18 protein-coding genes are annotated in these 21154 nt (G+C 70.8%); 8 read left to right on the top strand and 10 right to left on the bottom strand.

Features of this window, described 5'->3' with window-relative positions; translation table 11 throughout:
* Window positions 1-76 precede the first annotated feature (76 nt).
* From ACH4G3_RS04235 to ACH4G3_RS04225, 3 genes are all read right to left on the bottom strand, one after another.
* Window positions 77-778, bottom strand: coding sequence for an SDR family oxidoreductase (locus tag ACH4G3_RS04235; protein ID WP_397622994.1), 702 nt, complete (start codon window positions 776-778; stop codon window positions 77-79).
* Window positions 779-880: 102 nt separating this feature from the next.
* Complete coding sequence (locus ACH4G3_RS04230; RefSeq protein ID WP_397622993.1) at window positions 881-1798, bottom strand: class I SAM-dependent methyltransferase; 918 nt, start codon at window positions 1796-1798, stop codon at window positions 881-883.
* A gap of 137 nt (window positions 1799-1935) precedes the next feature.
* Window positions 1936-3657 carry a glycoside hydrolase family 6 protein gene (locus tag ACH4G3_RS04225; protein ID WP_397622992.1) on the bottom strand — a complete coding sequence of 574 codons (1722 nt, stop codon included), beginning with the start codon at window positions 3655-3657 and terminating at the stop codon, window positions 1936-1938.
* 401 nt (window positions 3658-4058) lie between these two features.
* Here ACH4G3_RS04225 and ACH4G3_RS04220 point away from each other — a divergent pair, with 401 nt between their 5' ends.
* Window positions 4059-6977: a glycoside hydrolase family 48 protein gene (locus ACH4G3_RS04220; RefSeq protein ID WP_397622991.1), complete on the top strand. Its 2919-nt coding sequence runs from the start codon at window positions 4059-4061 to the stop codon at window positions 6975-6977.
* 219 nt (window positions 6978-7196) lie between these two features.
* Window positions 7197-9845: a cellulose binding domain-containing protein gene (locus ACH4G3_RS04215; RefSeq protein ID WP_397622990.1), complete on the top strand. Its 2649-nt coding sequence runs from the start codon at window positions 7197-7199 to the stop codon at window positions 9843-9845.
* 49 nt (window positions 9846-9894) lie between these two features.
* On the opposite strand, the gene ACH4G3_RS04210 is transcribed toward ACH4G3_RS04215, so the two are convergent.
* Entirely contained in the window at window positions 9895-11769 is a 1875-nt protein-coding gene (locus ACH4G3_RS04210; RefSeq protein ID WP_397622989.1) for a rhamnogalacturonan lyase, read from the bottom strand.
* A 38-nt stretch (window positions 11770-11807) separates the two neighbouring features.
* A complete protein-coding gene (locus tag ACH4G3_RS04205) occupies window positions 11808-12776 on the bottom strand; it encodes a helix-turn-helix transcriptional regulator (RefSeq protein ID WP_397622988.1) in 969 nt (322 codons plus the stop codon).
* A gap of 39 nt (window positions 12777-12815) precedes the next feature.
* Between ACH4G3_RS04205 and ACH4G3_RS04200 the strand changes: the two genes are divergently transcribed.
* Window positions 12816-13295 carry a hypothetical protein gene (locus ACH4G3_RS04200; RefSeq protein ID WP_397622987.1) on the top strand — a complete coding sequence of 160 codons (480 nt, stop codon included), beginning with the start codon at window positions 12816-12818 and terminating at the stop codon, window positions 13293-13295.
* Window positions 13292-13750, top strand: a complete 459-nt coding sequence (locus ACH4G3_RS04195) for a hypothetical protein (protein WP_397622986.1) — start codon at window positions 13292-13294, stop codon at window positions 13748-13750. The genes ACH4G3_RS04200 and ACH4G3_RS04195 overlap by 4 nt, the downstream gene beginning before the upstream one ends.
* A 6-nt stretch (window positions 13751-13756) precedes the next feature.
* Here ACH4G3_RS04195 and ACH4G3_RS04190 read toward each other — a convergent pair whose 3' ends face one another.
* Complete coding sequence (locus tag ACH4G3_RS04190) at window positions 13757-14497, bottom strand: class I SAM-dependent methyltransferase (protein WP_397622985.1); 741 nt, start codon at window positions 14495-14497, stop codon at window positions 13757-13759.
* Window positions 14498-14501: 4 nt separating this feature from the next.
* Window positions 14502-14807, bottom strand: a complete 306-nt coding sequence (locus ACH4G3_RS04185) for a 4a-hydroxytetrahydrobiopterin dehydratase (protein ID WP_354746088.1) — start codon at window positions 14805-14807, stop codon at window positions 14502-14504.
* 128 nt (window positions 14808-14935) lie between these two features.
* Here ACH4G3_RS04185 and ACH4G3_RS04180 point away from each other — a divergent pair, with 128 nt between their 5' ends.
* Window positions 14936-15742, top strand: coding sequence for a helix-turn-helix domain-containing protein (locus ACH4G3_RS04180; RefSeq protein WP_397622984.1), 807 nt, complete (start codon window positions 14936-14938; stop codon window positions 15740-15742).
* On the opposite strand, the gene ACH4G3_RS04175 is transcribed toward ACH4G3_RS04180, so the two are convergent.
* Window positions 15732-16148, bottom strand: coding sequence for a hypothetical protein (locus ACH4G3_RS04175; protein WP_397622983.1), 417 nt, complete (start codon window positions 16146-16148; stop codon window positions 15732-15734). The two genes, ACH4G3_RS04180 and ACH4G3_RS04175, sit on opposite strands and share 11 nt — an antisense overlap.
* A gap of 241 nt (window positions 16149-16389) precedes the next feature.
* Between ACH4G3_RS04175 and ACH4G3_RS04170 the strand changes: the two genes are divergently transcribed.
* Both ACH4G3_RS04170 and ACH4G3_RS04165 read left to right on the top strand, forming a co-directional pair.
* Window positions 16390-17253: a helix-turn-helix domain-containing protein gene (locus ACH4G3_RS04170; protein WP_397622982.1), complete on the top strand. Its 864-nt coding sequence runs from the start codon at window positions 16390-16392 to the stop codon at window positions 17251-17253.
* A gap of 165 nt (window positions 17254-17418) precedes the next feature.
* Window positions 17419-17886: a nitrate reductase molybdenum cofactor assembly chaperone gene (locus ACH4G3_RS04165; protein ID WP_397622981.1), complete on the top strand. Its 468-nt coding sequence runs from the start codon at window positions 17419-17421 to the stop codon at window positions 17884-17886.
* On the opposite strand, the gene ACH4G3_RS04160 is transcribed toward ACH4G3_RS04165, so the two are convergent.
* Window positions 17883-18272, bottom strand: coding sequence for a winged helix-turn-helix transcriptional regulator (locus tag ACH4G3_RS04160; protein WP_397622980.1), 390 nt, complete (start codon window positions 18270-18272; stop codon window positions 17883-17885). The genes ACH4G3_RS04165 and ACH4G3_RS04160 overlap by 4 nt on opposite strands.
* A gap of 103 nt (window positions 18273-18375) precedes the next feature.
* Between ACH4G3_RS04160 and ACH4G3_RS04155 the strand changes: the two genes are divergently transcribed.
* On the top strand, window positions 18376-19221 hold the full coding sequence (locus ACH4G3_RS04155; protein ID WP_397622979.1) for an NAD(P)H-binding protein: 846 nt from the start codon (window positions 18376-18378) through the stop codon (window positions 19219-19221).
* 42 nt (window positions 19222-19263) lie between these two features.
* Here ACH4G3_RS04155 and dnaK read toward each other — a convergent pair whose 3' ends face one another.
* Window positions 19264-21129 (bottom strand): molecular chaperone DnaK, encoded by a 1866-nt coding sequence (dnaK, locus tag ACH4G3_RS04150; protein ID WP_397622978.1) that lies wholly within the window; start codon window positions 21127-21129, stop codon window positions 19264-19266.
* Between the last annotated feature and the right edge of the window lie 25 nt (window positions 21130-21154).

The raw sequence follows: 21154 nt of genomic DNA, 5'->3' as shown, positions 1-21154 counted from the left end.
GCCCCCGGCCATGCGCCCGACGCGCCCTGGTTCCGCCCCTGTGGGGAGTCCCGGAACCAGGGCGCGCTCTGCCTTCTCAGACCGGCTGCCCCACCGGTCGTACGACCACGGTGTTGATGTCGACGCCACTGGGCTGGTGGGTCGCCCAGACGACTGAGTCGGCGATCTGGTCGGGGGTGAGGAGGTGGCCGGGCGGGAGGCTGCCGTAGGTGTCCCAGAAGGGGGTTTCCACCCGGCCCGGGGCGATCAGGGTCACGCCCACGCCCCACTCGGTGACCTGCCGCCGCGTGTTCTCCGCGAGCCCCGTCACCGCCCACTTGGTCGCCCCGTACAGGTTGCCCGGCCCGTGCACGAACCCGGCGACGCTCCCGACGAGCACGATCCGACCCCGCGTCTCCTTCAACGCGTCGATGGACGCCCGTATCAGGAAAGCCGGCCCGAGGACGTTCGTCAGCACCATGTCGGTCCAGCCGGCCGGATCCCCCTCCGCAACCGTGTCGTGTGTGGCGAAACCGGCGTTGGCCACGACCGTGTCCAGCCGCCCGAACTCCTTGACGGTGGCGTCGACCGCCGCCCGGACGTCGTCGTACACGGTGGTGTCACCGACGAGCGTCAACAGCCCGTCGGGCCGCCCGAGTTCTTCGGTGAACCCGCGCAGCCGTTCCTCCCCCCGCCCGGTGACGGCGACCCGCTGCCCCGCGTCCAGCAACCGCCGCGCGACGGCGGCGCCGATTCCACTGCCGCCGCCGGTGATGAGTGCGACCCGAGAGTCGGACATGGATTCCCCCTTGGGATTCGGCCCGGCCCGGGATCCGGCCGGACGGTCGATGCCGGGGAGTCCATCACTTGAAGCACTCTCGAAGTCAAGGGCGAGCCGGGGCTACACGGGACGGACCGCCGTGTGCACCGTGTGCGCCTCCAGGACGAACACGTCCGGCCGACGGTGCAGACTCGCCTCGTCGTCAGGATCGAGCAGCCGGTCGAGAGTCGCGAGGTCTTCCGCGTCGAGCCCTTCCGTGAGCCGCTCCCTCATGTGCGACAGGGAGGCCACGACATAGGCACGGGCCCGCTCCGAGGCGGGTGCGGGGAGGTCGAGCAGGAACGTGTGCGTCCTGGTGTGCTTCAGGCCCGCGGCGGCCAGCAGGGCCGGCCAGTGCTCCGTCTCCGCGACATGGCCCGGCAGCTCCGCACGCATCCGTGTGAACCACTCCGTCTCCACCGCGTCGATCCGTGCCTGGAGCCCGGGCCGGCCGATGCCGATGTCGCGCGGCAGGAACCGCGGGGGCAGTCCGCCCTCCATGAGCGCGAGGGTGCCGCCGGGCGCCAGCCGCGCGGCGAACGCGGTGAGCGCGGCCCGCTGGTCGCCCAGGTGGTGCAGGCTGCGGCTCGCCCAGAGCAGGTCGGCGGGGTAGTCCAGCTCGTCGAGCACCTCCGGGAGTTCACCGGCGATCGTGCCGAAGCGGTCGGCGACGCCCAGCCGCCCGGCCCGTGCCCGCGCCCGCTCCAGCAGCGGCTCGGAGCCGTCCACCGCGACGATCCGCGCGCCCGGGAACGTCTCGGCGAACAGGCAGGACACGACGCCAGGCCCGCTGCCCGCGTCGACGATCAGGCCCGGCTCGGTCACCTCCTGCGCCAGCCAGGCCATGGCCCGCTCGTACAGGGACGCGAACAGCTCCGCCTGGGACTCGAGCCTCGGGCCCATCTCGGCCCAGTCGATGTCCGTCCCGCCGTGGTGGTGGCCATGGCCGTGCCCGGACCCGTGGTCGTGTTCGTGGTCGTGGTCGTGGTGGTGCGCCATGGTGGTCAGCCTCTCCCTCGGATGCTGCCAGCCTGCGCCGACGCACCGGGAGAAGGCCACTGCTCTTGCCGCTCCCGCAAAAATGATCCGCCGGGGCCGGAGCCCCGGCGGATCCGTGGGGACGGGGTGTCAGCGGGTCAGGACAGCGGCGGGTACGCGTTCTGCATCAGCTGCCGGAACTGGGCGGAGAACCAGTCCCCGGACAGCGGCGCGTCCGGCAGGGCACCCGACATGTTGTTGTTGTTGCGGGGGTTGCCCTCGTACGTCGGGTCGCACATCCGGTCGAAGCCCTTGCCGTCGGGGTTCGGGATCACCTTGCTCGCCCCGTCGGACTCGCCCGGGGGCTTCATCCACACGTACGCGTCGATCCCGGCGGCGGGGTTGGCCTGCGGACGCTCGCCGAGGCCGGCTCCGGACTGGTTGCACCAGTTGCCGGGGTTGATACGGCGGTCATAACGGCCCCCGTCGACGTAGGCGTCGACTGAGGTCTGGGGGCCGGGACCGGCGGGCCGGGCCGTGCCGCCCCAGCCGTTGCGGGAGGTGTCGATCAGCATGCCGATGCCGGAGTTGAAGCCGACCGAGATCAGCTGGTTGCGGAACGCCTGGGCGAAGGACAGCTCGTCGACGTAGCGGTTCCAGTCGACCCACTTCGACTCGCGGACGGACTTGCCGGCCACGTTGTCGCTGATGGAGAAGTGGTCCTCCTTCAGGGCGCTGTAGTTCGCCGTGTTGGTGATGAAGCCGTGGACGTCGCCCACGGTCGCGCCCTCGGCGGTCGCCGCCTCCTTGAACAGGGTCGCGGAGGGACCGAAGTTGTCGTCCCAGCCGATCCAGCCGTGGTGGCCGGCATCCACGTAGTTGTAGACGTTCGGCACGTCGCCGAGCTTGTTCAGCGCGTACCCGACGCCCTTGATGTAGTTGCCGTTGGCCTTCATCACGTCGCACTGCGGGGTGGCCGTCGGGCGGCTGCCGGTGTTGGTGACGAGGTTCGGCAGCGAGTCGATCTCGACGGTGGTGACGATCCGCAGCGAGGAGTACTTCGAGTCGGCGAGGATCGCCTTGATCGGGTCGATGTACTCCGTCTTGTAGCGGCCGATCTCGTCGGCCTTCAGCTCGCCGTTGGAGGCGAGGGCGGCGCAGTCACGGCCGGGCAGGTTGTAGATGACGAGCTGGACGACGAGCTGGCCGGAGCCCTTCTGGCGCAGCGCCTCGTCGAGGTGGGCGCGCAGGCCCATCTTGCCGCCCGCACCGTTGATCGCGGCGATCCGGTCCAGCCAGACACCGGTCGGCTGGTTGGAGACCCGGCTGCCGCCCGGCTCGGCCGCGGCCTTCGCGGACCACTCGGGGTTCACGTACACCTTGGCGCCGTCATAGGGGTTGTTGACCCGGTTGGCCGGGCCGCCCGGGTCCGGCGGATCCGTGGGGCCGCCGGGGCCGCCGCCGTCGACGTTGCAGGTCACGCCGTCGAGGGTAAAGGTGGCCGGGATCGCGTTGCTGCCGCTGTAGGAGCCCTGGAAGCCGAAGCTGACCGAACCGCCCGTCGCGAGCTGGGCGTTGTAGCTCTCGTTGGCCGCGGTGACGTCGGTACCGCTCTGGCTGATCTTGGCGTTCCAGCCGCTGGTGACCTTCTGGTTGCCCGCGTAGGACCACTTCAGCGACCACGAGGACTTCGCGGCGCTGTTGTTGGTGATGGTCACGGCGGCGGTGAAGCCGGTGCTCCACTGGTTCTGCACCTTGTAGTCGACGGTGCAGGGGACGGCGGCGGTGCCGATGCCGTCCGGATCGACGGCGAACGCCGTGCCGGTGGCTCCGGCCACCAGGGCCATGGCGGCCAGTAACGCTGTTCTCGTACGGCTCATGAGTGCGGGTTTCCCTTTCGGTGGTGGGGGTGTCAGCCGTTCAGGGCGCGCTCCGACAAGGACATGAGGAACCCGGCACCGGCACTCGCGCAGCCGGGGACGACCGCGAGGGCGGCGGCTCTAAGTACTGAACGCGAGGGGTGTCGCATGAGCGACTCCGTGCAGGTCGGGCCCGCCGTGACGGACGCGTCGACTGATGGAACCGCTCCCACTGGTGTCAAGGAAGGTAGCGCCAAGTGTCGGCAAAGAACAGGGGAGTCACTGACTTTCGCTCAACACACGGTGTCGAATCTTTTCGACTCTTCAAGGACCTTGACCGATACCACACCCGTCCTCACTATGGGAGCGCTCCCACTGGTTCAAGCCTTGACTTCTCCGAGCCGCAAGGAGGAACCAGCACCATGCATCCCCCACCCCGGAGGCGGAGAGCCGTGCGGCGTCTGTGGACCGCCGCACTCGCAGCTCTCGCGCTTCCGTTGACGATGCTCTCCTCAGGGTCGACCACCGCGCAGGCGGCCGCACTTCAGTGCAGTGTCGATTACAAGACCAACGACTGGGGCTCCGGCTTCACCGCGGACCTGACCCTCACCAACCGCGGCACGGACGCCATCGACGGCTGGACGCTGACCTACGCCTACTCCGGCAACCAGAAGCTGGGCAACGGCTGGAACGGCACCTGGTCGCAGTCCGGCCAGAACATCACCGTCAAGAACGCCGCCCACAACGCGCGGGTCGCCGCGGGCGCCGCCGTCTCCACCGGCGCCCAGTTCTCCTACAGCGGCAACAACACCGCGCCCACGTCCTTCGCGGTCAACGGCACGCCCTGCACGGGCGCGCACCAGCCGCCGATCGCCGTGCTGACCAGCCCGGCGGCCGGCGCCGTCTACACCCAGGGCCAGGCGGTCCCGCTGGCCGCCACCGCGGCCGCCGCGGACAACGCCACGATCAGCAAGGTGGAGTTCTACGACGACACCAAGCTGCTGGGCACGGACACCAGCGCGCCCTACGCGCTGTCCGTCTCAGATTTGACCGTGGGCAGTCATTCCCTGGTGGCGAAGGCCTACGACAGCATGGGCGCCTCCGCCGACTCCACCCCGGTCGGCATCACGGTCGCCTCGGGCCCGACTGTCGTCGCCTCGCCGCTCCAACTGGGCGTGCAGTCGGGCAAGTCGGGCACCTACGAGGTGAAGCTGTCCAAGCAGCCCGCGTCCGACGTGACGGTGACGTCGGCCCGCGCGAGCGGCAACTCGGGCCTGTCGGTCACGGGCGGCGCCTCGCTCGTCTTCACCCCGCAGAACTGGAACACCGCGCAGAAGGTGACCGTCACGGCGGCCGACTCCGGTACCGGCTCGGCCGTGTTCGAGTCGACGGCCGCGGGCCACGCCAAGGCCTCGGTCACCGTCACCCAGCTGGCGGCCACCAAGGCGTACGACGCCCGCTTCCTGGAGCTCTACGGGAAGATCACCAACCCGGCGAACGGCTACTTCTCCCCCGAGGGCATTCCCTACCACTCGGTCGAGACGCTGATCGTCGAGGCGCCGGACCACGGTCACGAGACCACCTCGGAGGCGTACAGCTACCTCCTGTGGCTCCAGGCCATGTACGGCAAGGTGACCGGTGACTGGTCCAAGTTCAACGGGGCGTGGGAGCTCATGGAGAAGTACATGATCCCCACCAAGGCCGACCAGCCGACCAACTCCTTCTACAACGCCTCCAAGCCGGCGACCTACGCACCCGAGCTGGACACCCCGGGCGAGTACCCGGCCAAGCTCGACACCGGCGTCTCGGTCGGCCGGGACCCGATCGCGGCCGAGCTGAAGAGCGCGTACGGCACGGACGACGTCTACGGCATGCACTGGCTCCAGGACGTCGACAACGTCTACGGCTACGGCAACTCGCCCGGCAAGTGCGAGGCGGGACCGTCGGACACCGGCCCGTCGTACATCAACACCTTCCAGCGCGGCCCGCAGGAGTCGGTGTGGGAGACGGTGCCGCAGCCGACCTGTGACGCCTTCAAGTACGGCGGCAAGAACGGCTATCTGGACCTGTTCACCGGTGACGCCTCCTACGCCAAGCAGTGGAAGTTCACCAACGCGCCGGACGCCGACGCGCGCGCCGTGCAGGCCGCCTACTGGGCGGACCTGTGGGCCAAGGAGCAGGGCAAGGGCGGGCAGGTCTCCGCGACGGTCGCCAAGGCGGCCAAGATGGGCGACTACCTGCGCTACTCCATGTTCGACAAGTACTTCAAGAAGATCGGCAACTGTGTCGGCCCCTCGGCCTGCCCGGCGGGCACCGGCAAGGACGCCTCGATGTACCTGATGTCCTGGTACTACGCCTGGGGCGGCGCCACCGACACCAGCGCCGGCTGGGCCTGGCGCATCGGCTCCAGCCACGCCCACGGCGGGTACCAGAACCCGCTCGCCGCGTACGCGCTGGCCAACTACGCCCCGCTGAAGCCCAAGTCGGCCACGGGCGCGGCGGACTGGGCCAAGTCCCTCGACCGGCAGCTCGAGTTCTACCGCTGGCTGCAGTCCGACGAGGGCGCCATCGCCGGCGGCGCGACCAACAGCTGGGCGGGCCGGTACGCGACCCCGCCTTCGGGCAAGTCGACGTTCTACGGCATGTACTACGACGAGAAGCCGGTCTACCACGACCCGCCGTCCAACCAGTGGTTCGGCTTCCAGGCGTGGTCCATGGAGCGGGTCGCCGAGCTGTACCAGCAGACGGGGAACGCGCAGGCCAAGACGGTCCTCGACAAGTGGGTCGACTGGGCGCTGTCCAAGACCACGTTCAACCCGGACGGCACGTTCCGTATCCCGTCGACGCTCCAGTGGTCGGGCCAGCCCGACACCTGGAACGCCTCCAGCCCCGGCTCCAACAGCGGGCTGCACGTCACCGTCGCCGACTACACCAACGACGTCGGTGTGGCGGCCTCGTACGCCAAGACGCTGACGTACTACGCCGACCGCTCCGGTGACACGGAGGCCGCGGCGGCCGCGAAGAAGCTGCTGGACGGTATGTGGGCCAACCACCAGGACGACATCGGGGTCGCCGTCCCGGAGAACCGCGCGGACTACAACCGGTTCGACGACTCGGTGTCCATCCCGAGTGGCTGGACGGGCACGATGCCGAACGGTGACGCGATCAACTCGTCGTCGACGTTCGACTCGATCCGGTCCTTCTACGAGGACGACCCGGCCTGGTCGAAGATCGAGAGTTATCTCGCGGGCGGTGCGGTGCCGTCGTTCACGTATCACCGGTTCTGGGCTCAGGCGGATATCGCGTTGGCCATGGGCTCGTACGCGGAGCTTCTCGAATAGTCCCCGCCGGGCGCTCCGCGGGTTGCGCGGTACTTCGACTGCCGGTCCGTTGTGGCTGGTCGCGCAGTTCCCCGCGCCCCTGAAAAACAAGGTGCGTCCGAAGCTCTGCGTTCGTGGTCCCGTCACCTGACGACGGGGCCGACCGGCCGGGCGGTCCCCACCCGCACTGGGGGCCGCCCGGCTCTCGCACGTTCCCCCTCCCACGGAAGGAACCCCACCGTGCGAAGAACCCGTATTCTCACGGCCGTGCTGGCGCTGGCGGCCGGGCTGTTGTCGGGCGCTCCCGCCGCCCTGGCCGCCGATCCGCCGTCGGTGAAGCTCGCCGCCGATACCTACTCCTGGAAGAACGCGCGGATCGACGGCGGCGGATTCGTCCCCGGCATCGTCTTCAACCGGTCCGAGAAGAACCTCGCCTACGCCCGTACCGACATCGGCGGTGCCTACCGGTGGCAGGAGGCCTCGAAGACCTGGACGCCGCTGCTGGACTCCGTCGGCTGGGACGACTGGGGGCACACGGGGGTCGTCAGCATCGCCTCCGACTCCGTCGATCCGGACAAGGTGTACGCGGCGGTCGGTACGTACACCAACAGCTGGGATCCGAAGAACGGTGCGGTCATGCGCTCCTCCAACCGGGGAGCGAGCTGGCAGAAGGCGAATCTGCCGTTCAAGCTGGGCGGCAACATGCCGGGGCGGGGCATGGGCGAGCGGCTGGCCGTCGACCCGAACCGGAACAGCGTGCTGTACCTGGGCGCACCGAGCGGCAAGGGGTTGTGGCGGTCGACGGACTCGGGGGTGACCTGGTCGCAGGTGTCGAACTTCCCCAACGTCGGCAACTACGCGCAGGATCCGAGCGACACGAGCGGCTACGCGTCCGACAACCAGGGCATCGTCTGGGTCACCTTCGACGAGTCCACGGGCACCTCGGGCAACGCCACGAAGACGATCTACGTGGGGGTCGCCGACAAGGACAACGCGGTGTACCGCTCGACGGACGCGGGCGCGACCTGGCAGCGGCTGGCCGGGCAGCCCACCGGCTACCTGGCCCACAAGGGCGTCCTGGACGCGAAGAACGGCCATCTGTACCTCGCCTACAGCGACAAGGGCGGACCGTACGACGGCGGCAAGGGACAGCTGTGGCGGTACGCGACCGCGACCGGTGCCTGGACGAACATCAGCCCGGTGGCGGAGGCCGACACGTTCTACGGCTTCAGCGGGCTGACGGTGGACCGGCAGAAGCCGGGCACCGTGATGGCGACCGCGTACAGCGCCTGGTGGCCGGACACTCAGATCTTCCGCTCCACGGACAGCGGCGCGACCTGGACCAAGGCGTGGGACTACACGTCGTACCCCGACCGCGAGAACCGCTACACGATGGACGTCTCGTCCTCGCCGTGGCTGACCTGGGGCGCGAACCCGCAGCCACCGGAGCAGACCCCGAAGCTCGGATGGATGACCGAGGCGCTGGAGATCGACCCGTTCAACTCGAACCGCATGATGTACGGGACGGGCGCGACCATCTACGGCACCGAGAACCTCACCAACTGGGACAGCGGCGGCAAGTTCGCCGTCAAGCCGATGGTGCAGGGGCTGGAGGAGACGGCGGTCAACGACCTCGCCTCTCCCCCGTCCGGGGCCCCGCTGCTCAGCGCGCTCGGTGACGTCGGCGGCTTCCGGCACACCGACCTGGCCAAGGTGCCGTCGATGATGTTCACCCAGCCGAACTTCACGACGACCACGAGCCTGGACTTCGCCGAGTCGAACCCGGACACGGTCGTCCGGGTCGGCAACCTCGACTCCGGTCCGCACATCTCGTTCTCCACCGACAACGGCGCCAACTGGTTCGCGGGGACCGACCCCTCGGGCGTGAGCGGCGGCGGCACGGTCGCGGCGGCGGCAGACGGCAGCCGGTTCGTGTGGAGCCCTGAGGGCGCCGGGGTCCACTACGCGACGGGCTTCGGCACGTCGTGGCAGGCGTCCGGCGGAATTCCCTCCGGCGCGATCGTCGAGTCGGACCGCGTCGACCCGAAGACCTTCTACGGCTTCAAGTCCGGGAAGTTCTACGTCAGTACGGACGGCGGGGCGACGTTCAAGGAGTCACCGGCGACGGGGCTGCCCGGCGGTGACAGCGTCCGCTTCAAAGCCCTGCCCGGCGGGAAGGGCGACGTCTGGCTGGCGGGCGGCGCGAGCGACGGGGCGTACGGCCTGTGGCACTCGACGGACGGCGGCACGAGCTTCACGAAGCTGCCGAACGTCGAGCAGGCCGACACCATCGGCTTCGGCAAGGCGGCCCCCGGCGCCTCCTACCAGGCGCTCTACACCAGCGCGAAGATCGGCGGCGTGCGCGGCATCTTCCGCTCCACGGACAAGGGCGCGAGCTGGACCCGGGTCAACGACGACGCCCACCAGTGGGGCTGGACGGGCGCGGCCATCACCGGTGACCCGAGGGTGTACGGCCGGGTGTACGTGTCGACCAACGGCCGTGGCGTCATCTACGGAGACAGCTCCGACGGAGGCACCACGGGTCCCGGGCCGGGCCCCGGGCCGGCCGGTGCCTGCAAGGTGACGTACAAGGTCACGAGCCAGTGGTCGGGCGGCTTCCAGGCGGACGTACAGCTCACCAACACCGGCACCAGCGCCTGGAACGGCTGGTCGCTCGGCTGGTCCTTCGCCGACGGCCAGAAGCTGGCCCAGGCGTGGAACGCCGAGGCCGCGCAGTCGGGTGCGGCGGTGACGGCGAAGAACGTCGGCTGGAATGCCGGTGTGGCGGCGGGCTCGTCGGTGAGCTTCGGCTTCACCGCCAACTCGTCGGGGACGAACACGAAACCGACCGCGTTCAAGCTCGGCGACCAGAACTGCACGGTCGCCTGACCGTGCCTTTGAGGGCGTATGCCTCGGACGGCATACGCCCTCGGCTTTCTCAGGGGGTGTAGACCGTCGGCCTGGGAGCCGTCGGCATGGCGTTGCCGATGAAGAAGCTCGGGTGCGGGGGCTGGTTGTAGGCGGTGTTCTGCCAGGCCAGCGCCGTGCGGTACTGCGTGTCGTGGAGCAGGGTCGTGATCTTCGTGCTGGTCTCGTGCGGGGTCGAGTAGATGCGCAGCGCGGTGTTGTCGCTGGTGCGCCAGACGACCTCCTCGCGCCAGTCGCCGAGGAGGTCGCCGGACAGGACGGGCGTGGACTTCGTGCCGTTGTTGGAGGAGACGCCGGATCCGGTCAGCAGGCGGGTGTCACCCGAGGTGCCGTACTTGTCGATGCGGGTGCCGTCGAGGAGTTCGCGGACCGGGTCGCCGTCCCACCAGGACAGGAAGTTGATGCTGGACGGCTCCCGGCCGAGCGACGCGCCGGTGGCCGAGCGCAGGGTCGTGTCGGCGGCGGACCAGGCCTCGGCGCCCGCGCTGCCCGCGTACACGTCGGCGGCGACGCCACGGCCGTTGTCGGAGCCCGACGCCGTCTGCCACAGGACCTGGCCGGTGCGGGCGTCGGCCATCCAGGAGCCGGGCTTGCTCGAGTCCTCGGAGACCTTGAAGTACTCCAGGCCGGCGCGGGAGGGGTTGAGGTCGCCGAGGTGCCCGGCGTCGCCGTGGCCCAGCTTGGTGGTCCACAGTCCGTTGCCGTTGTCGTCGACGGTCATGGCGCCGTAGACGATCTCGTCCTTGCCGTCGTTGTCGACGTCCGCGACGGACAGGCTGTGGTTGCCCTGGCCGTCGTAGCCCTTGCCGCTGTTGGTGGAGGAGTTGGTGTCGAAGGTCCAGCGGCGGGTGAAGGTGCCGTTCCGCCAGTCCCAGGCCGCGATCACCGTGCGCGTGTAGTAACCGCGCGCCATGATCAGGGAGGGGCGGGAGCCGTCCAGGTAGGCGGTTCCGGCCAGGAAGCGGTCGACGCGGTTGCCGTAGTTGTCGCCCCAGGAGGAGACGGTGCCCCGGCCCGGGACGTAGTCGACGCTCTGCATCGCCTTGCCGGTCTGGCCGTTGAACATGGTCAGGAACTCGGGGCCGGAGAGAACGTAGCCGCTGGAGTTGCGGTGGTCGGCCGAGGAGCTGCCGATGACCGCGCCGGTGCCGTCCCTGGTGCCGTCGGCGGTCTTCATGGCGACCTCGGCCTTGCCGTCGCCGTCGTAGTCGTACACCTGGAACTGCGTGTAGTGCGCCCCTGAGCGGATGTTGCGCCCCAGGTCGATACGCCACAGCCGGGTGCCGTCGAGCTTGATGCCGTCGACGATCGTGTTGCCGGTGTAGCCGGACTGGGAGTTGTCCTTGGCGTTGGTCGGCTGCCACTTGAGGACGATGTCCAGGGCGCCGTCGCCGTCGAGGTCGCCGAGGGAGGCGTCGTTGGCCTCGTAGGTGTACGCCGAGTTGCCCGGGGCCGTGCCGCCCGCGGGCGGGGAGATCGGGACGTCCTTGTAGCCGGTGCGGAACTGGATCGCGTGCACCGAGTCGCCCTGCTCCACGCCGTTCACGATCGCGCGGACCGTGTAGTCGGCGTGTGAGGGGGCGCCGGAGTGGAAGTAGTTCGTGGAGCCGGTGATCGGGCTCGCGTTGACCTTCGTACCGGCCCGGTACACGTTGAACGACACGTCGTTCGGGTCGGTGCCCAGCCAGCGCCAGCTGACCAGGTTGCCGCTGCCGGTGTGGACGCTGACCACGCCGCGGTCCAGCTTCTCCACCTGGCGGGCGGTGGCGGCAGCGGCGGTGTCGTCGGTGGCGAACGTGGTCAGGCCGGCGCCGACCAGCGCCGCCGTGGCGGCGGCGACGGGGAGGAGCAGGCGGCGTCTGCGGTGCCTGTGCGGGTGCTTCACGGGGCTGACCTCCTGGAAGGACGGGCGGGTTCCGCCTCTCAGTCGCCGCCGGGTGCCCGGGAGTTGCCGTACCGCTGCGCCAGTTCGGCCACGGTCCGGGCGATCCTCGACCGCAGTTCGTCCGGAGCCAGCACCTCGATGGCCGTGCCCAGGCGCAGGAACTCGGCGTGGGCGTGCTCGACCGACTCGATGGGAACCGTGGCGCGTGTCCAGCCGTCGTCGTCCGTACGCCCGTGGCGCCGTACGGCCTCCCCCGCCGGGCCGGTGAGCGTCGTCCCCGGGGCCAGCCGCACCACCGCCTCGCCGCGGTGCAGCCGTTCGTGGAAGCCGCGCTGGTACGCCGCCCAGTACGCGGCCAGGTCGAAGCCCCCGGGCCGGGTGAACTCCTCGTCCTGGGTGGCGAGTTCCAGGATCTGGTCGACCCGGTAGGTACGTGGACCGGGCCCGGCGACGACGTACCAGCGGCCCGCCTTCAGCACCAGACCGTAGGGCTCCAGGCGGCGCTCCACGTCGGTGGGCTCGCGCCAGCGGCGGTACAGGACGTGCAGCACGCGGCTGCTCCAGACGGCGTCCGCGACGGCCGGGAGGTGCGGGGTGTCGTCGGCGTCCGCGTACCAGCCGGGGGCGTCCAGGTGGAAGCGGCCGCTGATCCGGTCGGCGTGTGCGCGCAGCTCGGCCGGCAGGGCGGCACGCACCTTGAGCTGGGCGGCGGCGAGCACGGAGCCCAGACCGAGCTGCGCGGCGGGGCCGGGGGCGCCCGCAAGGAAGAGCGCCTCGGCCTCGTCGGCGGTGAGGCCCGTCAGACGCGTTCGGTAGCCGTCGAGCAGGCGGTAGCCGCCGGAGTGGCCCGCGTCGCCGTACAGCGGAACCCCGGCGGCGCCGAGGGCCTCCACGTCCCGGTAGACGGTACGGACCGAGACCTCCAGCTCCTCGGCGAGCTGCGCGGCGGTCATCCGGCCGCGGGTCTGGAGCAGCAGGAGGATCGAGACGAGTCGGCTGGACTTCACTGACACATGGTGGCAGTGAAGCGGCTTTAGCGTCCCGCCATGCCCTTCACGGAGAAGCTTCTGACCGTGCCGCCGCCGATCGAGGCGGCGGGCCGGTGGATCAAGCGCTACCACGTCACCGCCGACCCGGCGGGCATCGCGCCCGAGGTGGAGAAGGCGGCGTACGCGCTGCTGCCCGAGCTGCTGCCGGAGCCGGACGGGACCCCGCCGGCGACGTTCGTCGTGCTGCACCGGGGCGGCGACGACGGCGCCTACCTGAACGCGTACAGCTGGGTGTGGGACAACGTGCTGCACTTCGGCGGCGCGGCGGCGGGCCAGCCGGTCCTCGGCTGCCCGGACCGCGACCCCACGCACTTCGTCAGGCCCGGCCTGCCGTGGATCGGCTGCGTCTGGGAGCTGCCGCCGATCCTGCACGAACGCGACGCCTGGGTACGGCACATGCTCGCCCCGGACGTCCCCGACCTCGACGCCTATCTGGCCGACCGTCTGCCCGATGGAACCACTGGAGACCGCTCATGAGCAGCCCGCACGACTTCGACTTCTTCCACGGCACCTGGAACGTCCTGCACCGCCGCCGGACCGGCTTCCTCGACCCCGGCAGCGACTGGGAGGAGTTCCCCGGCCGGAGCGAGTGCCGGCCGCTGTTCGACGGTGCCGCGAACATCGACGAGATCGACATGCCGCACCTGGGCGCGAAGGGGCTGACGCTGCGGCTGTTCGACCCGGTCCGCGAGGAGTGGTCGCTGAACTGGGCGTCCAGCCGCAGCGGCACGCTGTTCCCGCCTGTCTTCGGCCGCTTCGAGGGCGAGACGGGCGCGTTCCACGGCGACGACACCCACGACGGCAAGGACGTGCGCGTGCGGTTCGTCTGGTCGGGGATCTCGCCGGCCACCGCCCGCTGGGAACAGGCGTTCTCCGTGGACGGCGAAGAGACCTGGCTGACGAACTGGGTCATGGAGTTCACCCGGGCCTGAGGCCCTTCACGGCTTCCGGAACGCCCTGAGCGTGAAGAACGGGTCGGGGCGGGGTCTGTCCTGGTCGGGGAGTTCCGCCAGACGGGTGGCGAAGCCGTCGGCGAGCGGGTGGCCGGGCGGCAGGGTGACGAACCAGCCGCGGCGCAGGTCGGCGATCGTGCGGCGCGGGCTGCGGCCCTGCCCGTGGCCGCGGAAGCGGGCCTGCCCGGCCGGGACCAGGCCGTGGCCGGCGGCGCAGGACTCGACGTCCGCCGCCGCGTCCCGGACCGGACTGGGCGGGCGGGAGGACAGGACGACATCGATGTCACTGCCCACGTTGTGGGAGGCGGCCTTGTCGACCGTGGTGACGTAGACGCCGCCGGGCCGCAGCACCCGGGCACACTCGCCGACGATGGTCCGGACGTCGGCGGGCCCGGCGGTCAGGTGCAGCAGCCACACGCTGCACACGGCGTCGAACTCGCCGTCCCGGAACGGCAGCCGGCGGCTGTCGGCGAGCACCACGGCCCCGGGCAGCCGGGCGGCGGCCTGCCGGGCCATCGCCGGGGCGAGGTCCACGCCGGTCACCCGCATGCCGCCGCGCGCGGCCGCGAGCCGGCGGGTCACGATGCCGGTGCCGCAGGCGACGTCGAGCAGGCCGCGCGCGTCCGGCGGCACGAGGCTCAGCACCGCCGCCGCGGCGGCGGCCGCCCTGGGCTCGCCGCCGCGCGAGGCGTCGTACCGCTCCGCTTCCTTGTCGTAGTCGAGCACCCGGTCAGTGTGCCCCGTGCCCGGGCGCCAGGTCCTCCACCCTGCGGGCGAGCTCGAAGTCCTTCTCGGTGACGGCGCCGCCCGCGCTGTGCGTGTGCACGGACAGGGACACCGTGTTGTACCCGAGCGTGAGGTCGGAGTGGTGGTCGAGCTCCTCCTGGACCTGGGCGATGTGCACGACCATCGCCGTCGCTGCGAAGTGCGAGCCGAGCCGGTAGGAGCGGGTGAGGCGGTCGGCGTCGAGCGACCAGCCCGGCAGCTCGGCCAGCCGGTCCTCGACCTCCTTCTGCGACAGCGGTTCGACGGGCATGGGCAGCGCTCCTTCCCTGACGCGGGAGTCCTCTTCTCCCTTCTCAGCCTGCCACAGCGGAACGCCCCAAGCCCTGGTCGGAGCGGTGTGCCTGTCCGGCGCGACCGGTTCTCGACTACGGTCCCGGCATGACCACTCATCCGTCCACCGCCGGCCAGGGCGTGGGTCCCCTGCTGCGGGCCTGGCGGGAGCAGCGCCGGGTCAGCCAACTGGAGCTGGCCCTGCGCGCGGACTCCTCGGCCCGGCACATCAGCTTCATCGAGACGGGCCGCTCCCGGCCGAGCGAGGAGATGGTGCTGCGGCTGGCCGAGCACCTGGACGTCCCCGTACGGGAGCGCAACGCGCTGCTGCTGGCGGCCGGTTACGCCCCGCGCTACCCCGAGACGCCGCTGGACGACCCGGCGCTGGGCGCGCTGCGCGAGGGCATCGAGCGGCTGATCGGGGGCTACGAGCCGTATCCGGCGCTGGTGGTGGACGCGGTGTACGACGTGGTGGCGGCCAACCGGGGGATCATGACGCTGGTCGACGGCGTCTGCGAGTCCCTGCTCGAACCGCCGCTGAACGCGATGCGGCTCGCCCTGCACCCGCGGGGGCTGGCGCCGCGCATCCGCAACCTGCGCGCCTGGCGCGGGCACCTGCTGGAGCAGATGGAGCGGCAGATCGCGCTGCACCGCTCCGAGCCGCTGCGGGCGTTGTACGAGGAGGTGGCGGCGTATCCGGTGCCCGCCGCGGATCCGGCGGAGGAGCCTTCGGAACCGGTGCCGTATTTCGCGCTGCCGCTGCGGATCGAGCACGAGGGGCGGACGCTGTCGTTCATCTCCTCGATCTCCACGTTCAACACACCGATGGACGTGACCGTCGCCGAGCTGGCCATCGAGACGCTCCTCCCGGCCGACCCGGCGACGGTCAAGTACCTTCAGTCGCTCATGCCCTGACGGCCCTCAGCGCCGTGTGCTGGAGGACGGCGAACCCGGCCACGACCAGGGCCTGGAGTACCGTCCACACGGCGCCCGCGGTGCTCGGCGTGAGCCACAGCGCCAGGGCCGCGAGGCTCACCGCCGTCCAGGCGAGGTTGGCCTCGACGACGGCCCGCACGCCGAGCACAGGCGGTTGCCGGCGGGCGGCCAGCAGGCCCACACCCGCCGCGTAGGCGGTGAGGAAGGCGCCCAGGGCGAGCAGCAGCGCGGCGTCCACGCCGAGGAAACGGCCGAGCGGGCCGGAGAACGCGAAGTAGGCGAGCGCGTTGGCGCCGGTCACGGCCGCGTCCAGGGCGAGGAAGCGGCGCAGCATCGACTGCGGCGCGCTGGTGCGGGCGAGTGTGGCGAGCTGGGTCGCGGACATGGTGCATCACCCTCCGTCGGGTCGTGGTGCGGCGGTCGGTGCCGGGCCCCGGGCCGGAGTGCGCCGGCCCGGGGCCTGGTGCGTTCACGATCCCGGCCCGTGCGCTTCCGGTCGATTACCCCCGGGGTAATGCCCCGGCGACATGTCCGTTTCCCGCGATCTCCTCCCCCGCGGCCCTGTGAGACCGGCAGCGGAACGTGACAGACTGATCGCAGGCTTGGGCACGTTGGGGAGGCGTGGCGTGAGTGAACGGCGGGCCGCACCCACCGTGGGCCAGGTGGTGCTGGGCAAGCGGCTGCAGGAACTGCGCGAGGCGGCGGGCCTCAGTCGTGACGAGGCCGCCCGCGTACTGCGCGTCGCCCCCGCGACGGTCCGGCGGATGGAGACCGCCGACGTCGCGCTCAAGATCCCCTACGTGCAGATCCTGCTCACCGCGTACGGTGTGCCCGATGACGAGGTGACCGCGTTCGTCGACCTCGCCGAGGAGGCGAACCGGCCGGGCTGGTGGCAGCGGTTCCACGACGTGCTGCCGGAGTGGTTCAGCCTGTACGTGAGCCTGGAGGGCGCCGCCCGGATCATCCGGTCCTACGAGCCGCACTTCGTGCCGGGGCTGTTGCAGACCGAGGGGTACGCGCGTGCGGTTCTGCAGGCCGGAACCATCGGGAACTCCGGGCCGAAGGCCGTGGAGCGGCACGTCTCGCTGCGCATGGAGCGGCAGCGGCTGCTGGACCGCCCGGACCCGCCGCACCTGTGGGTGATCATGGACGAGACGGTGCTGCGGCGGCCGGTGAGCGTCGACGGCCAGGTGATGCGGGACCAGCTGGACAAGCTGCTGGAGTACTCCGGGCGGGACCGCGTCACGCTCCAGATCGCCGAGTTCAAGGACGGCCCGCACCCGGGGACGTACGCGCCGTTCTCCCTGTTCCGCTTCGCCGAGCCCGAACTGCCCGACATGGTCTTCACCGAGTACCTGACCGGCGCGCTCTACCTGGACTCGCGCAAGGAGGTCTCCGCGCATCTGGAGGTCCTCGACCACATGACGGCGGGCGCCGCCTCCACGCAGCGCACAGAGAGGCTGCTGCGGGAGTACCGCGAGAGCTTCTGAGTCTGCGGCAGGCCGGTCGGGCACCGGCACCGAGGTGTGCTCGGTGTCGCCGTCGCGCCCGTCGACCCGGTCCGGCCACGGTGACCCGTACGGACCCCGCCGACGGGTGCGCCCCTCCGCCGGCCCCTACCGTCGGGATCGCGGGGCGCACGGGAAGGAGGTCGGATGCCTGGATTCGAGGTGCTGTACCAGGCGGCCGCGCTGTGCCTGATGTTCCCTGACGACGACTTCCGCGCCCGGCTGCCGCTGCTGCGGGAAGCCGCCCCGCAGCTGCGGGAGTTCGCGGACCACGCGGCGCTCAGCCCACCGCGTGAGCTGGCGGCGCACTACGTCGAGGTCTTCGAGGCGGAGCCGGAGCACAGCCTGTATCTCAGCGCCTGGCGCGAGGCGGCACCGACCCCCTCCGAGGAGCTGTACCGCGCGCACGGACTGGAGACGACCGGCGAGGAACCGCCGGACTTCCTCCCCGCGGTCCTCGAGTGCGCGGCCCGCACCGGCGACACCCGGCTCCTGACGGACCACCGCGACGGCCTGGACCGGCTTCGCTCCAGACTCACCCACTTCGGCACGCCGTACGCGACCGTTCTGGACGCGGTGTGCGTGACCCTGCCGCCCGACGCGCCGGGACGCTAGGACCCGCCGTCGTAGGCCTGCCGGGCCCGCTCGACCTCGCCCAGGTTGGTGTCCGCCCACTCGGCGAGGTGCGCGAAGAGCGGCGCGAGGCTGCGGCCGAGCCCACTGATCTCGTACTCGACCCTCGGGGGGACCTCCGGGTGGTACGTCCGCAGGACCAGGCCGTCCCGCTCCAGTTGCCGCAGCCGCTGGGTCAGCACCTTCGGCGTGATCGTGCCGATGCGCCGTTCCAGCTCGACGAAGCGCTGCCGGCCGTGCGTGTGGAGCGTCCACAGGATCGGTGTGGTCCACCGGCTGAAGACGATGTCCACGACCGGGGCGATGGGGCAGGCCAGTTCCGCTTCGGTCGCGGCCGGTTCCGTCCGGCTCCTCGCCTCGCCCGCCATGCGCTTCCCCTCAGGGCAGTCACTTTCCTCTAGGTACCTACTATATCGACGGTGTTAGCGTCCTGAGCCACGGCAACAGCACCGAAAAACAGAGGAGTTGCTCATGATCGTGGTGACGGGGGCGACGGGGAACGTGGGCCGGTCGCTCGTACGGATCCTGGTGGCGGACGGCGAGCGGGTGTCCGCGACATCCCGGGGGATCTCGGCCGCGGATGTGCCCGAGGGTGTGTCGCACCGGAGGGCGGACCTCACCGACGCGGAGACTCTCCGTCCCGTTCTCGACGGCGCCGACGCGCTGTTCCTGCAGAACGGCGGAGCCGACGCGCACCTGCTGGACCCCGGGCACATCCTCGACGCCGCCAAGGCCGGCGGGGTCGAACGCGTGGTCCTGCTGTCGTCCCAAGGAGTCGCGACGCGGCCGGAGTCGGCCTCGCACGGCGGCGTCGGAAGGGCTATCGAGGACGCCGTCAGACAGTCGGGCCTGGACTGGGTGATCCTGCGTCCCGGCGGCTTCGCCTCGAACGCGTTCGCCTGGGCCGAGTCCGTGCGGACCCGGTGGGAGGTCGCCGCGCCGTTCGGTGACGTCGGACTGCCGGTCATCGACCCGGAGGACATCGCCGGGGTCGCCGCCGTGTGCCTGCGCGAGCCGGGCCACTCCGGACAGACCTACGAGTTGACCGGCCCCGCCCTGAGCACGCCCCGGCAACGTGCCCAGGATCTCGGCGACGCGCTCGGCGAGCCGGTGCGCTTCGTCGAACAGCGGCGCGAGGAGGCCCGGGCCGAGATGCTGCGGTTCATGCCCGGGCCCGTCGTCGAGACGACCCTGTCCATCCTCGGGGAGCCCACGGCCGCGGAGCAGCGCGTCAGCCCCGACGCCGAGCGGGTCCTGGGCCGCGCGCCCCGCCCGTTCGCCGAGTGGGCCCGACGTCACGTCGCCGCGTTCCGCTGACACGAGACCGGAGCGACGCGTCCGGTCCCGTCCGCCCGGACCCTAGGCGGCGCCGCCCTTGTCGTCCCGGCGGTCCTTCTCCTCGTCCACGATCTCCGCGTCGACGACGCCCTCCTCGTCCCGCGGGGTGCCGGAGGGTTCCTCGGTGGGTGTCTGCTGGGCCTGGGCGTACATCGCCTGGCCCATCTTCTGGCTGACCGAGGCGAGCTTCTCCACGCCGGCGCGCAGAGCGGCGGTGTCCGCCTGCTGTTCCAGCTGTCCCTTCACTTCGGTGATGGCGGACTCGACCTCGGTCTTCGTGTCGGCAGGGATCCGGTCGCCGTTGTCGCGGAGGAACTTCTCGGTCTGGTAGACGAGTTGCTCGGCCTGGTTGCGGGTCTCGGCGGCCTCGCGGCGCTTGCGGTCCTCCTCCGCGTACTGCTCGGCCTCGCGCATCATGCGGTCGATGTCGTCCTTGGGCAGGGCGGAGCCGCCGGTGACGGTCATCTTCTGCTCGCGGCCGGTCGCCAGGTCCTTCGCGGAGACGTGCATGATGCCGTTGGCGTCGATGTCGAAGGCCACCTCGATCTGCGGCACGCCGCGCGGCGCCGGCGGCAGACCCGTCAGGTCGAAGACGCCGAGCTTCTTGTTGTACGCGGCGATCTCCCGCTCGCCCTGGTAGACCTGGATGCCGACCGAGGGCTGGTTGTCGGCGGCGGTGGTGAAGATCTCCGAACGCCGGGTGGGAATCGTCGTGTTGCGTTCGATGAGCTTGGTCATGATGCCGCCCTTGGTCTCGATGCCCAGGGACAGCGGGGTGACGTCGAGCAGCAGCACGTCCTTGACGTCGCCGCGGATGACGCCCGCCTGGAGCGCGGCGCCCACGGCCACGACCTCGTCGGGGTTGACGCCCTTGTGCGGCTCCTTGCCGGTGAGTTCCTTGACCAGGTCGGTCACCGCGGGCATCCGGGTCGAGCCGCCGACCAGGATCACGTGGTCGATCGCCGAGAGCTTCACCCCCGCGTCCTTGACCGCCTGGTGGAAGGGCGCCTTGCAGCGGTCGAGCAGGTCGGAGGTGAGCTCCTGGAACTGGGCCCGGGTCAGCTTCTCGTCGAGGTGCAGCGGCCCCTCGGCGGAGGCCGTGATGTAGGGCAGGTTGATCGTCGTCTCGGTGGAGCTGGACAGCTCGATCTTGGCCTTCTCGGCGCCCTCGCGCAGCCGCTGCACCGCCATCTTGTCGCCCGCGAGGTCGACGCCGTACTGGCCCTTGAAGCGCTTGACCAGGTACTCGACGATCCGCTGGTCCCAGTCGTCGCCGCCGAGGTGCGTGTCGCCGTTGGTGGCCTTCACCTCGATGACGCCCTCGCCCATCTCCAGCAGCGACACGTCGAAGGTGCCGCCGCCGAGGTCGAAGACGAGCACCGTCTGGTCGTTCTCCTTGTCCAGGCCGTACGCCAGCGCCGCCGCCGTCGGCTCGTTGATGATCCGCAGCACCTTCAGGCCCGCGATCTCCCCGGCCTCCTTGGTGGCCTGCCGCTGGCTGTCGTCGAAGTACGCCGGAACGGTGATCACCGCGTCCGTGACGTCCTCGCCGAGGTAGGACTCCGCGTCCCGCTTCAGCTTCTGCAGCACCCGCGCGGACAGCTCCTGCGCCCGGTAGCGGGTGCCGTCGATGTCGCCGTGGTCGGGGAAGCGCCAGTGCGCGTCACCCATGTGGCGTTTCACCGAGCGGGCGGTGCGATCCACGTTCGTCACGGCCTGCCGCTTCGCCACCTCCCCGACCAGCACCTCGCCGTTCTTGGCGAACGCCACGACCGAGGGTGTGGTCCTGGCCCCCTCCGCGTTGGCGATGACGGTGGGCTCGCCGCCTTCCAGCACGGCGACCACCGAGTTCGTGGTTCCGAGGTCGATCCCGACCGCACGTCCCATCGCTGTCCCCTTCCGCCAGGGCGCT

This window comes from Streptomyces afghaniensis, assembly GCF_044327915.1.
Lineage (GTDB): Bacteria > Actinomycetota > Actinomycetes > Streptomycetales > Streptomycetaceae > Streptomyces > Streptomyces afghaniensis.
The sequence above is the reverse complement of the archived record's forward strand: the minus strand, read 5'-3'. Positions and strand labels throughout refer to the sequence as shown.

What these genes read in the sequence shown, in the direction of transcription:
- ACH4G3_RS04235 (WP_397622994.1), bottom strand. Translation starts at nt 778, where the DNA reads ATGTCCGACTCTCGGGTCGCACTCATCACCGGCGGCGGCAGTGGAATC.
- ACH4G3_RS04230 (WP_397622993.1), bottom strand. Translation starts at nt 1,798, where the DNA reads ATGGCGCACCACCACGACCACGACCACGAACACGACCACGGGTCCGGG.
- ACH4G3_RS04225 (WP_397622992.1), bottom strand. Translation starts at nt 3,657, where the DNA reads ATGAGCCGTACGAGAACAGCGTTACTGGCCGCCATGGCCCTGGTGGCC.
- ACH4G3_RS04220 (WP_397622991.1), top strand. Translation starts at nt 4,059, where the DNA reads ATGCATCCCCCACCCCGGAGGCGGAGAGCCGTGCGGCGTCTGTGGACC.
- ACH4G3_RS04200 (WP_397622987.1), top strand. Translation starts at nt 12,816, where the DNA reads ATGCCCTTCACGGAGAAGCTTCTGACCGTGCCGCCGCCGATCGAGGCG.
- ACH4G3_RS04195 (WP_397622986.1), top strand. Translation starts at nt 13,292, where the DNA reads ATGAGCAGCCCGCACGACTTCGACTTCTTCCACGGCACCTGGAACGTC.
- ACH4G3_RS04185 (WP_354746088.1), bottom strand. Translation starts at nt 14,807, where the DNA reads ATGCCCGTCGAACCGCTGTCGCAGAAGGAGGTCGAGGACCGGCTGGCC.
- ACH4G3_RS04180 (WP_397622984.1), top strand. Translation starts at nt 14,936, where the DNA reads ATGACCACTCATCCGTCCACCGCCGGCCAGGGCGTGGGTCCCCTGCTG.
- ACH4G3_RS04175 (WP_397622983.1), bottom strand. Translation starts at nt 16,148, where the DNA reads ATGTCCGCGACCCAGCTCGCCACACTCGCCCGCACCAGCGCGCCGCAG.
- ACH4G3_RS04165 (WP_397622981.1), top strand. Translation starts at nt 17,419, where the DNA reads ATGCCTGGATTCGAGGTGCTGTACCAGGCGGCCGCGCTGTGCCTGATG.
- ACH4G3_RS04160 (WP_397622980.1), bottom strand. Translation starts at nt 18,272, where the DNA reads ATGGCGGGCGAGGCGAGGAGCCGGACGGAACCGGCCGCGACCGAAGCG.
- ACH4G3_RS04155 (WP_397622979.1), top strand. Translation starts at nt 18,376, where the DNA reads ATGATCGTGGTGACGGGGGCGACGGGGAACGTGGGCCGGTCGCTCGTA.
- dnaK (WP_397622978.1), bottom strand. Translation starts at nt 21,129, where the DNA reads ATGGGACGTGCGGTCGGGATCGACCTCGGAACCACGAACTCGGTGGTC.